Raw genomic sequence first — 13,828 nt, forward strand, 5'->3', positions numbered from 1 at the left:
TCTCTAAGTCATCATTCAATTCTATAATGACAATATTATAACATTTCAGAAGGAGTTGCTGTTATGAGAAAGAAACTGGTACATACCCCTCCGGCAAATGGATACCCGGAATGGAACAACAATCCCGAGACTTTTCAAGTAGGCCGTCTACCCGCACATGCGTCTATGGTAGCGTTTCCATCTATAGCAGAAGCATTGTCCAATGATTCCAGCGCATCGCCTTGGTACGAATCACTGAATGGTCAATGGAAGTTTGCCTTTGCGGAGACTCCGGAGCAACGGATTACATCCTTTTACGAGAATAACTATGATGCCAGTGAATGGAATGAGATCGCCGTTCCTTCCAACTGGCAGTTGCAAGGTTACGATTATCCCCAATATACAAATATGACGTATCCGTGGGTCGAGCGTGAGCCTGAACTGAAGCCACCATTTGCACCAACAACCTATAATCCGGTGGGTTCGTACATCCGTACATTTACTGTTCCTGCAGACTGGAAAGACCGGCCTGTCCTGCTTCACTTTGAGGGTGTTGAATCCGCATTTTATGTATGGGTCAACGGGGAGCTCGTCGGTTATAGCGAGGATACGTTCACACCCGCAGAATTTGATATCACTCCGTATCTGACGGAAGGTGAGAACAAGCTGGCTGTGGAGGTATACCGCTGGTGTGATGCGAGCTGGCTGGAGAATCAGGATTTCTGGCGGTTAAGCGGCATCTTCCGTGGTGTATATTTGCATTCACCTTCACCAGTTCAGATCGCCGATTTCTTTGTTCGTACTGAACTGGATGATGCCTATCAGGATGCGGAGCTACTGCTGGATTTGAAGGTATTTAATCATAATGCCGCGCAGACCCCTACCGGATTATCCGTTCAGGCGCAACTCTATGATGCACAACAGCAGGCTGTACTGAAGCAACCACTTACTGCGGCCGTTACTTTCCAGGGCGAGGATGAACTTTCGTTCAATTTGTCTACAGAGGTTATCCAACCGCTCTTATGGAGCGCCGAGTCCCCTCATCTATATACGCTTGTGCTTTCCATTCAGAATGAATCGGGCGAAACGCTGGAGGCTGTTCGCAGCCAGGTCGGATTCCGCAAGTTTGAACTGAAGGACGGCCTAATGCAGATCAATGGCAAACGCATTGTGTTCAAAGGCGTGAATCGTCATGAATTTTCCCCGGATACCGGTCGGGCTATTGGGCGGGAAGACATGATCCGTGACATCGAGCTGATGAAGTCCTATAACGTTAACGCCGTGCGCACATCCCATTATCCGAATCAGTCACTCTGGTACGAACTGTGTGATGAATATGGTCTGTATGTCATTGACGAGACGAATCTGGAGACTCACGGCACCTGGTACTACGGGCAAAAGGAAATGAACGAGAACAACATTCCCGCGAGCAAGCCGGAATGGCGTAACAACGTAATAGATCGCTGTAACTCGATGTTCCAGCGGGACAAAAACCATGCGTCCGTTATAATCTGGTCTCTGGGTAATGAGTCCTTCGGCGGCGATAACTTCATCGCCATGTACGATTATCTGAAACAAGTCGATCCAACCCGTCTCGTTCATTATGAAGGAACTTTCCATTATCGTCCTTCCGATTCGGCAAGCGACATTGAATCCACAATGTATATCAGCCCTGAAAATGTAGAGAATTATGCTCGCATGCAGGGACCCAAGAAACCATATATTATCTGCGAATACAGCCATGCCATGGGTAACTCCTGTGGAGGTCTGCATCTGTACTGGGATTTATTTGATAAATATGATGTATTGCAGGGTGCATTCATCTGGGACTGGGTCGATCAGTCCATTCGTACTACTACGGCAGACGGTGTAGAATATTTCGCTTATGGCGGCGATTTCGGTGAATCCCCTCATGATGGCAATTTCTGCGGAAACGGACTGATTTTGGCGGATAAGACAGTTACACCGAAGCTTGAAGAAGTGAAAAAATGTTATCAGAACGTTCGTATGCAAGCCGTTGATATAAAAGATGGCCTGCTGCGCATCCGAAACCAGTTCCTGTTCACGGATCTGAGCGAATATTCGCTCGTATGGACAGTAACACACGACGGCGTATCCGTAGAGAACGGCACGTTGGATATCGCGGTACCTCCTGGCGAATCGGCTGAAGTCCGCATCCCTTACACGCCATCGTCCGATCTGTTCCAGGAAACGGTGCTGACTGTATCTCTGGTCACCAAAGTCGCAACCAAATGGGCAGGAACAGGTCATGAGATTGCCTGGGATCAGTTCGTGGTATCTCCACGATTGCGTCCAATTCAACCGGTGTATCAAGGACAAGGCAATGCACCGCAGGTACAGGATCTAGAAGATGAATTGAAAGTTGCTACAGATCAAGTCATGTTGAGCTTCAAACTAGCTACTGGCGCGTTAACGTCTTATCAGATCAACAATCAGGAACAATTGCTCGCACCTGTCCGGCCGAATTTCTGGAGAGCCATGACAGACAATGATCTGGGGAACCGCCTGAATGAGCGTTCGGCCTTCTGGAGAGATGCTCACGCTACTAGCAGATTAATTCGCTTTGAGCACCATGCAGACGAACAAGGCTGTCTCGTGACGACCGATTATACGTGGGATTCACATCCGGGATGCACGCTGTCCATCATGTACCGAATCGATCCGGATGGCGTATTGGAAATCAGCCAAACCCTTATTCCAGGCGAAGGCCTACCCGATCTTCCGGAATTCGGTATGCTGCTGCAACTGAAAAACAGCTTGGATACCATTTCCTGGTATGGCAGAGGGCCGCACGACAATTACGCAGACCGCCTGACCAGTGCACGATTGGGATATTATACAGGTGCGGTTCGTGATCAATTCGTTCCATACCTGAAACCACAAGAGTGCGGGAACAAAACGGATGTACGCTTCGCTGAAATTACGTCAGCGGATAGCCGAAGTGGTCTGCATGTTGAAGCCACCATACCCTTTGAAATCAATGCGTTGCCGTGGACACCTGAGGAACTGGAAGCAAATGACCATGTGTATAAATTACCTCAGAGCACACAGACTGTGGCGCGTATCAATTACAAACAAATGGGTGTCGGCGGAGATGACAGCTGGGGCGCACGTACCCATGCTGAATACACTTTGCCAGCCAATCGCGCGTATCACTTCACCTTTACAGTAAGACCTGTGTAATATCAAGTAAGCACTGCTGGCAGTATGCCGGCAGTGCTTTTTTTGTTGAGTGGTGAGTAGTGGGAGTTTGAAGTTTTCCAAGGGAACATTATAATGAATGGGGTGCAAGATAGATTTTTACCAGCTATTACTCTATTACGAGGTGAGAATTTGCAATATCTGTTTACCGCTCTCTTCATTCTTGGCTTTATTGCTTTTTTAGTATTTGTTGTTCTGATGATCTTATCTATTCGCAAAGGTAATAGGTTGCCAATCAGGTATATTTTCCCAACTACGGCCTGTTTTGCGATTGCTTCAATAGGGTTGTATGGCATGCTGACTTTATCTTCGAACTCTACTCAGTCTGAAATAGATCAGACCCCTTCATCCCAGATCCAACTTTCTGGTCTCCACATGACTGCCGATGAATTTAAAAACAAGTTTAATGGCGCTGTGGGCAAATACCGACTGAATGGTTTGAGTATTACCCGCTTGAATATACAAGACTCTTCCGAGCAGGGCACTGGCTCTTTCGAGCATGTATTTAATGACGAATTGCGTTTGGTTGGTGTAATGAATGCAGATGAAAGTGTACAGGAAGTCAGGTTATACCGAACTGGTGATACGAGCAAACCAACGGGTGGTATTTTTTTAACTGCTATCGCCACGCTCATTCTCACAACCAATAGTGAGTACACGTATAATGACGCACAAGATGTCATCCAGGATATCGGTATATTGGAGCGCGATGTAAATCAGCGTGATTTTAATGGAACGACAGTTCGAAATGGATTGGAATATCGCTTCAGCGTACAGGATCATAATCACTCGACTTTTGAAATCAATGTTGCGAAGTGAAATGAGAAACTATTGTGTAAAAAGGCCGCTCCATGAAGGAACGGCCTAACGTGTGATATGTACTTATAGAAATGATTCAGTAATTTTACTTGTGATCCCTCTTTTTAGGGATTAAAGATCCCCAATATCAAAGTGATCACTATACAAAAAAGCGATAAAGGGTACAGTATCCATTTACTGATCCTATCTTTGAAAGTGATCATCAAACAAATAATGCATATCCACGCAATTAATAGTTGCCATAAGTCCAATGATAAATACCTCCCCAATGCGAGAGTTACTCAAAAATTACAATCTCGCTTTGATTGTTCCAACTCATTTTAAAGGTAATCGGGTCTTTCGTTTTCTCCGCATCAGTAATCGTTGCGCTACGTTACGTGTGATAAATCATGTGTGACCTATCTTGTGTATTGATCGATATCATCGATCGCAGACTGATGCTCTCTTCTATGATGATCCTCATGCTGACGGACGTCGTTCTTTAACTTTGCTAAGAATCCCCAACCCATAAAAGCCAGTAAAAGCACGGTAATTAGTGCATAAGCGAAGCTATATAGATTCATATAAAAGTTAATAAAAATTGCAGCGAGCATCAAGCCCAGAATCCATAATACCCACTTCGTACCCTTTCTCAATTCATTTCCTCCTCAAGTCGTTGCTGATAAGCTCTCTATGTATCACGGTACATACGAAATCATAGAAGCAAAGTTTCAATCTTAGGGCTTCGAATCTGCATTTAGAGCGAATTCCCAAATCATTTATAAGCATCAGTTCCCAGAGAAACATCTAATGTGCCCGACATCCCTTGCGCAGAAGAGGTACTCACATAATACCCACCAGTCGCCAACACTTTGTAAATAAAATATGTATGCTCTTCTCCATCTGCTGGGACACTGCCAGAGGTTATTGCAGTTCCACTAGTAGATCCTTCATTGATCGTGAACGTGAAGTGCTTCGAACCCGTGTTTTTAAAACTTGCTTTCACATAACCAAACCCTGCTGGAATATCAAACCGATGCGTGTTTGTAGTACCTGCGAAATCTTCATTATTAATTACTGTTAATGTAGTTGATGGAGTATTTCTGGGTTCATTTTCTTTTACAAATTTTCCTTCAGAATTGGTAGTGAAATTATAAATTAAGATAATAACAGCAGCAGATACCAAAACTGCCACTATTATTTTTCTAATATTTTTCAAAATATATGATCTCCCTCTCCATATCTCTTATACTAACTTCATCATACAACTGCAAATATTCCCTATGCAATAGGAACCATATGTATAAGGTAACACTACAAAAGAGAAAATGAGACCCGCCCATATTAGTGACTTTGATTATAAAATATTCAACAACACAAAAAACCACTCCTTAATAGATATTAAGAAGTGGTCGTTTAGCATTTATAATTTGTAACAGTGACTGCTTCGCAAATTCTTGTCACATCGTAACGAGAATTCAATCTGCTAGGCACATGATGCTTTAAAGGTTTTTACACCTTTTATTACATCATGCCACCCATTCCACCCATACCGCCCATGTCAGGCATTCCGCCACCAGCACCTGCAGGTTCTGGTTTGTCAGCGATAACTGCTTCAGTAGTCAGGAACATTGCCGCTACAGAAGCAGCGTTTTGCAATGCATAACGTGTTACTTTTGCAGGGTCAACGATACCTGCTTCGATCATGTTAACCCACTCGCCAGTTGCAGCGTTGAACCCGATGCCTGTTTGTTCTTTTTTCAGACGTTCCACGATTACGGAACCTTCTTCGCCAGCGTTAGCTGCGATTGTACGGATTGGTGCTTCCAGAGCGCGCAGGACGATGTTTACGCCTGTTTGCTCGTCACCGGACAGACTTACAGCTGCAACCGCGTTATATACGTTCATGAGCGCTGTACCACCACCGGATACGATACCTTCTTCAACCGCAGCGCGAGTTGCGTTCAGGGCATCTTCGATGCGAAGTTTGCGTTCTTTCAGTTCTGTTTCAGTTGCCGCACCAACTTTGATTACTGCTACACCGCCGGACAATTTAGCCAGACGCTCTTGCAGTTTCTCTTTGTCGAACTCGGAAGTTGTTTCTTCCAGTTGTGTACGGATTTGGCTAACACGTGCATCGATATCGGATTTGTTACCAGCACCGTCAACGATGATTGTGTTTTCTTTCGTTACACGGATTTGACGAGCTGTACCCAGTTGTTCCACAACAGCGGATTTCAGGTCCAGACCCAGTTCTTCCGTGATCAATTGGCCACCAGTGAGGGCAGCGATGTCTTGCAGCATTGCTTTACGACGGTCACCGAATCCTGGAGCTTTAACAGCTACAGCATTGAATGTACCACGCAATTTGTTCACAACCAGCATAGCCAGTGCTTCGCCTTCAATATCTTCAGCGATCAATACCAGCGGTTTGCCTTGTTGAACGATTTTCTCAAGCAATGGCAAGATGTCTTGCGTGCTGGAGATTTTTTTGTCTGTGATCAAGATGTACGGATTGTCCAAAACAGCTTCCATTTTGTCCGTATCTGTAATCATGTAAGGAGAGATGTATCCACGGTCGAATTGCATACCTTCAACCACTTCAAGCTCTGTAGCGAATCCTTTGGATTCTTCTACTGTGATTACGCCATCTTTACCTACTTTTTCCATAGCTTCAGCGATCAGTTCGCCTACTTCTTCGTCAGCTGCAGAGATTGCTGCAACTTGTGCGATGGATTGTTTGGAATCAATTGGTTTGGAGATGGATTGCAATTCAGCAACCGCAGCTTTAACCGCTTTGTCGATCCCTTTGCGGATACCGATTGGGCTAGCGCCTGCAGTAACGTTTTTCAGACCTTCTGTGATCAGCGCTTGCGCCAATACAGTTGCTGTTGTAGTACCGTCACCCGCAACATCGTTGGTTTTGGTTGCTACTTCTTTAACCAGTTGAGCACCCATGTTCTCGAATGCATCTTCCAGTTCGATTTCTTTAGCAATTGTTACACCATCATTGGTGATAAGCGGGCTTCCGAATTTTTTCTCCAGAACCACGTTACGACCTTTAGGACCGAGTGTTACTTTTACTGCATTAGCCAATGCGTCCACACCACGAAGCATGGAGCGACGAGCGTCTTCACTGAATTTAATGTCTTTAGCCATGTTAAGAAAACCTCCCTAGTTTTTGTTGGAAAATGGTACTGCTATATGGTTCGGTTAACCGATTAAATTTGAATTAGTCGAGAATCGCGTGAATATCGCTTTCTTTCATAATCAAATATTCTTTACCTTCGAATTTGATTTCAGTACCGGCATATTTGGAGAAAATAACGCGATCTCCTTCTTTCACTTCCAGAGCCACACGTACGCCGTCCTTCAATACTCCTGCACCAACTGCAATGATTCTACCCTCTTGCGGTTTTTCTTTGGCGGAGTCCGGGAGTACGATCCCGAAAGAAGTTGTTTGCTCTTGCTCCAGTGGTTCTACCAATACGCGTTCACCTAAAGGTCTGATCATGAAAAATAGCCTCCTTTTGAAATTATATAACGTTGCTTTGTAGGTTGTAGCCATATGTATTAGCACTCGACAGTGTTCAGTGCTAACAACCAACTTTATGATACTCAACTTGAAGCATGATTTCAAGTCCTTTTGACGAATTCCTGCGAGAATTTACGTTGAATTTACATCATCACAACCAAATAACACCCGGTATGCCTGGATAAATGTTGCAACTCGCTACTCTTATTCTACGAAATTCTTCAGCCCTTCTGCAACGCTTAGCAGACAGCCCCTTTCCCATTGTATCCATTGTTGGACATAATATGCCTGCTTGTCCTTGCTTACAGTGGAACAATCTACAACAATAGCCCGGATAAGAACAGACCGTCTTTTCCGGGCACATTACAGATCATCCTCACCCACACATACCCGTCATAAACCAGCAATGAATGAGATATCCTGTGTTCCATTTTCATATCAACTTATGTTCTAGCCCACATGCTTCTTATCCTCGGCACGAACATAGCGGGATTCAATCTCTTCATCGGCCGCAAGCTGCTTGCGGTATACGACTGCGGATAGAAGCACACTGATCTCATATAACAGGAGCAAGGGAATCATCACCAGAAGATCAGATATAAAGTCTGGAGGTGTGATAACCACTGCAATGAAGATCAGAACAAAATAAGAGACTCTGCGCATTTTGCGAAGACGAATTGGATTCAGAATCCGCAGTCCTGTCAGAAACATAATAAGTAAAGGAAGTTCAAATAACAGGGATACAGGCAACACAATGCCAAACAGGAAGCTGAAATACTGTTTCATCCCGTAGGTCTCCACAAGCCCCATCTTCTCCGTTATCGCTGTCGTGAAGGCAAGTGCCATCGGAAAAATAACATAATACGAGAAAGCCATACCTGTCAGAAATAAGAGAAACACATAGGGCACATACTTCAGCGTTGCTTTTCGCTCGCGCGGCTTTAGCCCTGGACTAACAAACTTCCAGATCTGATACACCGTAAACGGCAGTGTAATTATAAGTGAAAACAGACCCGCAATCTTCATGTAGATGCCAATCCCGTCCCAGAACGAGAAGGCATGCAATACAAAACCTTTTGCCGACTCTGCCTTGGTCAGATATTGGTATACCGGGTCCGCCACAAAAAATCCTGCAATCAGCCCCAGCACAAAAATACTTAATACATAAATCAGCCGCTTCCGTAGCTCGCTCAGATGTTCCGTAATCGACATTTCTTCCATTTGCTGCGTCATGCCTGCCCCCCATTATTGCCAGCTTAAAACACAAAACCCTTCCGGCAGGAAGGGATTTCTCTTTCATTGCCGTCAAGATTATTCCGGCAGGCGTTTATCAGCAGGCTTGTCTGCAGGTGTGCTCTCAGCTGCCAGCGGTTTTGCCTTCTCCTGCTCTTTGCGATTGGACGAGTCATCATCAGAGATAATGTCGCGAGCGCCCTCTTTGAATTCACGGAAAGTACGCCCAACTGCACGTCCCAGTTCCGGAAGTTTGTTGGGTCCAAATAACAACAATGCAATCACGGCCAGCAAAATAAAACCCGTTGGTCCAATGGAACTAAACATTGATATTCCTCCTCGTCTCAAGCTTCAAAGATGCGCATATTCGGCTATATGTTCATAGATGTCTCTGCTGCGTTCTTAATTTAAGCCCATCATACCACAGATGTAATCACTTACATAACCCGCAATATTCACAAATAAGAGAGTATCACCTTACCAACCAAAACAATGGTTTATGTCTAATCGGTTATCATGCCCAAGAGTCCGTGCCCGCTTATTGCTTGAACTGACCCGTCACCATCAGCAACGCTTCTGGAAGCTGATCCATAATGGCAGCCAGATGTTCATGTACACCCTTCGGTGTACCTGGCAGATTGACGATCAATGTACGTCCACGAATACCGCATACACCACGGAACAGCATTGCAGAACGGTTTTTGCTCATTACACTGTATCGCATGGCCTCTGCCATCCCGGGAACTTCCCGTTCAATCACGCGCCGGGTCGCCTCCGGCGTAATATCACGAATGGCCAGCTCCGTACCACCAGTAGTCAGCACCAGATCGGCGTGAAAATAATCCGTCATCTCAATCAAAGCTGCAATAATCTCGTCGGGTTCATCCGGAACGATGCGGTACTCCACGATTTGACCACCCAGCTCTTCTTCCACCAGTTCCCGAATGACTTGTGCACTCGTATCCTCACGTTCCCCGCGGGCTCCTTTGTCGCTGGCTGTCAGGATTGCTGTTCTCCACACCATAAAGATCACCCTTCTCCTCTATGAAAATAAATATTGCTTATCGGCTGTAATCGCCGTTTTTGCCACCACTCTTGGAATTCAGCATGGTTGGACCGATAATCATATCTTTTTGCATGGCTTTGCACATATCATAGATCGTCAGTGCCGCAGCCGAAGCCGCCGTGAGTGCCTCCATCTCAACACCCGTTTTGCCTTCGGTTTTGACAGTGACTTCAATGTGTAATTCATCCACTCCGTTATCATGAAAACGAATATCCACACCCGTCAATGCCAAGGGATGGCACATTGGAATCCAGTCCGACGTTTTCTTCGCGCCTTGAATTCCGGCAATCTGAGCCACAGCCAGAACGTCACCCTTGCCGATCCGGTCCTCCCGAATCGCTTCCAGCGTATCCGGGTTCATCGTCACTTTCGTTACAGCCACAGCCGTACGCACAGTAATTTCCTTACCCGAAATATCAACCATTCGGGCCCGCCCCTGTTCATTAAAGTGGGTCAGTTTCCCACCGGAAGGCTGGCCGTTGTTCGCTTCTGAACTCAATCACATCACAACCCTTTATTCGATATGTAATATACCTTCGGTTGTTATCAACAGATCAATCCGCAGATCGAGCAGGTCCATCGGAATCTCATCCTGTAGCTGCCCCGGTAATACCATCGCAGCCATCAACGGTTTCTTCTCCGTCATCGCACATTGTGCTGCAAGCGTCTCGGCAAAACGATCATAATAACCGCCACCATAGCCAATGCGTCCTCCATGAAGGTCATAACCAAGTCCCGGTACCAATACGAGATCGATATCAGGCCAATCTTCAGCTGACAGAACTTCACAGGAATCCTTGGGTTCCGGTATCCCCCATATGCCTGGCTCCAGATCCTGTTCTCCGGTTACTTGCCGCAGTTCCATTCGAGGTGGATTCGCCAAAACTTTCGGTGCTAACATCACATCTCCATGATTCCAACCTTCTTGAAACAGAACAGCTGTGGATGCCTCGCTTCCATAGGACAAATAACTGAATATGACGAGTGGTCTGTTCACGTCCTTGCCTTTGGCCTGTCTAAGGCGCTCCAGCTCCCGCTTCATTCCGGCATTAATCCTAGTCATCGCCTGCTGACGCATACTCGCATCCATCAGATCACGGCTCTGTCTCAGTCTGGATCGAAGCTGGCTTTTCAGTTCCGTCTGATCCTGCATATCCTTGAATAACCTCCTGTTGATAGAGAAGGTAGAAAAAGCTTTCATTGAAAAACAATGTATATGTTATGACCAGGTGTCATCTTGTTGAAATGGTTAAAATGATTCATTTTCTGCAAAATCCTCATGTAATAACATGCCTTCTTTCAGTTTATCATTGATTGATCAAAAAGACTACATTCCCCATGCGTTCCCAATCGGTGCAATTGCTCAGTATTTCATGTAAACTGAGATGTAGTTGTCAAATCAAGAACTGGACCTATGGAGGAACTTAATTTTATGCTGCTGCAAGTATCCGGAATTATCAAACGTTTTGGTGTCGATCCAATCCTGGACGGCGTGAACTTACAAATATTAGAACGCGAGCGCATCGGCCTCGTTGGTGTAAACGGTGCAGGAAAATCCACTTTGCTCAAAATTGTGGCAGGGGAAATGTCCTATGACGGAGGACAGATTTTCAAATCCAAAGAAACGACGCTCGGTTACCTGGCTCAGAACAGCGGACTGCAATCCGACCGCAGCATCTGGGAAGAAATGATGAACGTATTCGCTCACCTGACACAGGCTGAAGCAGACTTGCGTCAGATGGAACGCGAGATTGCCGACCCTTCCCAGATGGAAGACGAGAAAAAATATGCGGACCTGCTGGAACGTTATGCAAAACGCTCCGACTGGTTCAAGGACCACGGCGGGTACGAGATGGAAACTCGCATTCGCAGTGTACTGCACGGGATGGGATTCGGTGAATTCTCGCCAGACACCCCCATTGCTACACTGAGTGGCGGGCAGAAGACACGGCTTGCGCTTGCTCGCATTTTGCTTCAGGCACCTGATCTGCTCATGCTGGACGAGCCTACCAACTATCTCGATATTGCCACTCTTACATGGCTTGAAGATTATCTAAGAGGGTATTCAGGCGCACTGCTCGTGGTATCTCATGACCGGTACTTCCTTGATCGACTTGTCACGACCATCGTCGAGATCGAACGGCACCGCTCCAAAAAATATACGGGCAATTACAGCCGTTATATGGAACTCAAAGCTGCCGAGTACGAAACTCAGATGAAACAATATGAGAAACAACAAGGCGAAATCTCCAAGATGGAAGATTTTGTTCAGAAAAACATCGTACGTGCTTCGACGACCAAACGGGCGCAAAGCCGTCGTAAAGCCCTCGACAAAATGGAGCGGCTTGATAAACCGATGGGAGATTTGAAAAAAGCCCACTTTTCCTTCGAAACAGCCGTTATGTCCGGCAAGGAAGTGCTTCGAGTGGATCAGCTGTCTGTCGCTTATGACGAAGCTTCTCCATTGTTCCGCAATGTATCCTTCGATCTGCGGCGCGGGGAGACCGTTGCCCTGATTGGTCCAAACGGTATTGGTAAATCCACCATGCTGAAGTGCCTCACCGGAAGTTTACGTCCGGTAACCGGGGAGATCCAATGGGGAACAAAAGTGCAGATTGGCTATTATGATCAGGAACAGACTGGGCTCAATCCGTCCAATACGGTTCTCGAAGAGCTGTGGAGTGCCTACCCTGGGATGGAAGAAGCACGCATTCGGACCGTACTGGGGAACTTTTTGTTCAGCGGTGACGATGTGCTCAAGAAGATCTCCTCCCTCAGCGGCGGTGAGAAAGCACGTGTCTCTCTCTCCAAGTTGATGCTGAAGGAAGCCAACATGCTCATTCTGGACGAGCCTACGAATCATCTCGACCTGTTTGCCAAAGAAGTGCTGGAAGCGGCATTAATGGATTATGAAGGCACCCTGCTGTTCATCTCCCATGACCGGTACTTCCTCAACAAAATGGCTGAGCGCATTGTCGAGCTTCATCCAGGCGGAACGGAACACTATCTCGGTAATTATGATGATTATGTGGAGAAAAAACAGGAACTTGAGGACATTGCACGGGAAGCTGCCGAAGCACGCCAGGCTTCGTCCAAGAACTCGTCCAAATCGGATTCAAGTACAGCCACTACCGAAAAATCCGGAGCGGCTTCATTCGAAGCGGAAAAACAGGCGAAGCGTGAAGAGCGTAATCGGCAACGCAAGCAAGAAGCTCTGGAACAACAGATTGCAGATCTGGAAACGAAAATTACAGAACTTGAGGCACAGATGGCCCTGCCTGAAATCTATCAGGATTATATGAAGCTGCAAGAACTCCAGCAACAGTCGGAGCAACATAAGACACAACTCACCAAGGCGTACGAAGAATGGGAAGAACTAGCCATGGAGTAGTACGGCTAAGCCATCGCTGAATCTGTCCTGACAAGCATAGCCATACCACCAGCTGATTCCTTTTTGGGATCAGCTTTTTTTGTATAGATTGAATATACTAAAGCTATGTTCCCTATGTTCACTAGGAATAGACTCTCATACAGGGAGCATCAAGTAACTCGTTTTGGAATTTGTCAAATTTACTCGAATGACGTAAAATATTTTTACAGGTTTCCCCTCCACATTTATCCACAGCAAAGCAAGATAGCAAGCATATTAATAAGCTTAATTATACAGCGGTAGAATAGGCTTTTACACCCAAAAACCATATTTATCCACCAAGTTATCCACGTTATCCACAACTTTGTGGATAGTAGGGTACCATTCTATCCCCTAAACCCTTTTCGTTTCGAAAACATCACTGGTTTGACTTTACGGTAGTTACCCACAATTCACACTGGATATGTGGATAACTATAGTCACACCTTGACAAATGCATTTCCCCTCTTCTCATTGTCCCTCCATAAAAAGACAAAAGCAGACCTCTGTCGTTCAAGGCCTGCCCGTCGTATATTTACTATATGCCATGCATATTTACATCGAATCACGATTGCTACTATTGCTG

Annotated in this window: 12 protein-coding genes; 3 read left to right on the forward strand and 9 right to left on the reverse strand. The window is 45.8% G+C overall.

What is annotated here, in order from left to right; translation table 11 throughout:
• Window positions 1-63: 63 nt before the first annotated feature.
• The gene (gene lacZ / locus AC4G47_RS23550; protein WP_491102980.1) at window positions 64-3,183 is read left to right on the forward strand and encodes a beta-galactosidase, LacZ type; all 3,120 of its coding nucleotides are present in this window, start codon (window positions 64-66) and stop codon (window positions 3,181-3,183) included.
• A 93-nt stretch (window positions 3,184-3,276) separates the two neighbouring features.
• Window positions 3,277-4,020, forward strand: a complete 744-nt coding sequence (locus tag AC4G47_RS23555) for a hypothetical protein (protein ID WP_491102981.1) — start codon at window positions 3,277-3,279, stop codon at window positions 4,018-4,020.
• 398 nt (window positions 4,021-4,418) lie between these two features.
• On the opposite strand, the gene AC4G47_RS23560 is transcribed toward AC4G47_RS23555, so the two are convergent.
• The 9 genes from AC4G47_RS23560 to AC4G47_RS23600 form a co-directional block, all read right to left on the reverse strand.
• Window positions 4,419-4,655 carry a hypothetical protein gene (locus AC4G47_RS23560; RefSeq protein ID WP_491102983.1) on the reverse strand — a complete coding sequence of 79 codons (237 nt, stop codon included), beginning with the start codon at window positions 4,653-4,655 and terminating at the stop codon, window positions 4,419-4,421.
• 119 nt (window positions 4,656-4,774) lie between these two features.
• The gene (locus tag AC4G47_RS23565) at window positions 4,775-5,218 is read right to left on the reverse strand and encodes a hypothetical protein (protein ID WP_491102984.1); all 444 of its coding nucleotides are present in this window, start codon (window positions 5,216-5,218) and stop codon (window positions 4,775-4,777) included.
• Window positions 5,219-5,523: 305 nt separating this feature from the next.
• The gene (gene groL, locus AC4G47_RS23570) at window positions 5,524-7,158 is read right to left on the reverse strand and encodes a chaperonin GroEL (protein ID WP_145320515.1); all 1,635 of its coding nucleotides are present in this window, start codon (window positions 7,156-7,158) and stop codon (window positions 5,524-5,526) included.
• A gap of 73 nt (window positions 7,159-7,231) precedes the next feature.
• The gene (gene groES, locus AC4G47_RS23575; protein ID WP_017690077.1) at window positions 7,232-7,513 is read right to left on the reverse strand and encodes a co-chaperone GroES; all 282 of its coding nucleotides are present in this window, start codon (window positions 7,511-7,513) and stop codon (window positions 7,232-7,234) included.
• Between the two features lie 471 nt (window positions 7,514-7,984).
• Complete coding sequence (gene tatC / locus AC4G47_RS23580) at window positions 7,985-8,767, reverse strand: twin-arginine translocase subunit TatC (protein ID WP_145320517.1); 783 nt, start codon at window positions 8,765-8,767, stop codon at window positions 7,985-7,987.
• Window positions 8,768-8,845: 78 nt separating this feature from the next.
• A complete protein-coding gene (gene tatA, locus AC4G47_RS23585) occupies window positions 8,846-9,094 on the reverse strand; it encodes a twin-arginine translocase TatA/TatE family subunit (RefSeq protein WP_336759396.1) in 249 nt (82 codons plus the stop codon).
• A 211-nt stretch (window positions 9,095-9,305) separates the two neighbouring features.
• Window positions 9,306-9,791 (reverse strand): MogA/MoaB family molybdenum cofactor biosynthesis protein, encoded by a 486-nt coding sequence (locus AC4G47_RS23590; RefSeq protein ID WP_017690080.1) that lies wholly within the window; start codon window positions 9,789-9,791, stop codon window positions 9,306-9,308.
• A gap of 37 nt (window positions 9,792-9,828) precedes the next feature.
• Window positions 9,829-10,332 carry a cyclic pyranopterin monophosphate synthase MoaC gene (moaC, locus tag AC4G47_RS23595; protein WP_491102985.1) on the reverse strand — a complete coding sequence of 168 codons (504 nt, stop codon included), beginning with the start codon at window positions 10,330-10,332 and terminating at the stop codon, window positions 9,829-9,831.
• A 15-nt stretch (window positions 10,333-10,347) separates the two neighbouring features.
• Window positions 10,348-10,986 (reverse strand): 5-formyltetrahydrofolate cyclo-ligase, encoded by a 639-nt coding sequence (locus AC4G47_RS23600; RefSeq protein WP_491102986.1) that lies wholly within the window; start codon window positions 10,984-10,986, stop codon window positions 10,348-10,350.
• A 279-nt stretch (window positions 10,987-11,265) separates the two neighbouring features.
• Between AC4G47_RS23600 and AC4G47_RS23605 the strand changes: the two genes are divergently transcribed.
• Entirely contained in the window at window positions 11,266-13,224 is a 1,959-nt protein-coding gene (locus AC4G47_RS23605; RefSeq protein ID WP_491102987.1) for an ABC-F family ATP-binding cassette domain-containing protein, read from the forward strand.
• Window positions 13,225-13,828 lie beyond the last annotated feature (604 nt).

The organism is Paenibacillus sp. Negev47 (assembly GCF_058313655.1).

What these genes read in the sequence shown, in the direction of transcription:
- lacZ (WP_491102980.1), top strand. Translation starts at nt 64, where the DNA reads ATGAGAAAGAAACTGGTACATACCCCTCCGGCAAATGGATACCCGGAA.
- AC4G47_RS23555 (WP_491102981.1), top strand. Translation starts at nt 3,277, where the DNA reads ATGAATGGGGTGCAAGATAGATTTTTACCAGCTATTACTCTATTACGA.
- groL (WP_145320515.1), bottom strand. Translation starts at nt 7,158, where the DNA reads ATGGCTAAAGACATTAAATTCAGTGAAGACGCTCGTCGCTCCATGCTT.
- groES (WP_017690077.1), bottom strand. Translation starts at nt 7,513, where the DNA reads ATGATCAGACCTTTAGGTGAACGCGTATTGGTAGAACCACTGGAGCAA.
- tatC (WP_145320517.1), bottom strand. Translation starts at nt 8,767, where the DNA reads ATGACGCAGCAAATGGAAGAAATGTCGATTACGGAACATCTGAGCGAG.
- tatA (WP_336759396.1), bottom strand. Translation starts at nt 9,094, where the DNA reads ATGTTTAGTTCCATTGGACCAACGGGTTTTATTTTGCTGGCCGTGATT.
- AC4G47_RS23590 (WP_017690080.1), bottom strand. Translation starts at nt 9,791, where the DNA reads ATGGTGTGGAGAACAGCAATCCTGACAGCCAGCGACAAAGGAGCCCGC.
- AC4G47_RS23600 (WP_491102986.1), bottom strand. Translation starts at nt 10,986, where the DNA reads ATGCAGGATCAGACGGAACTGAAAAGCCAGCTTCGATCCAGACTGAGA.
- AC4G47_RS23605 (WP_491102987.1), top strand. Translation starts at nt 11,266, where the DNA reads ATGCTGCTGCAAGTATCCGGAATTATCAAACGTTTTGGTGTCGATCCA.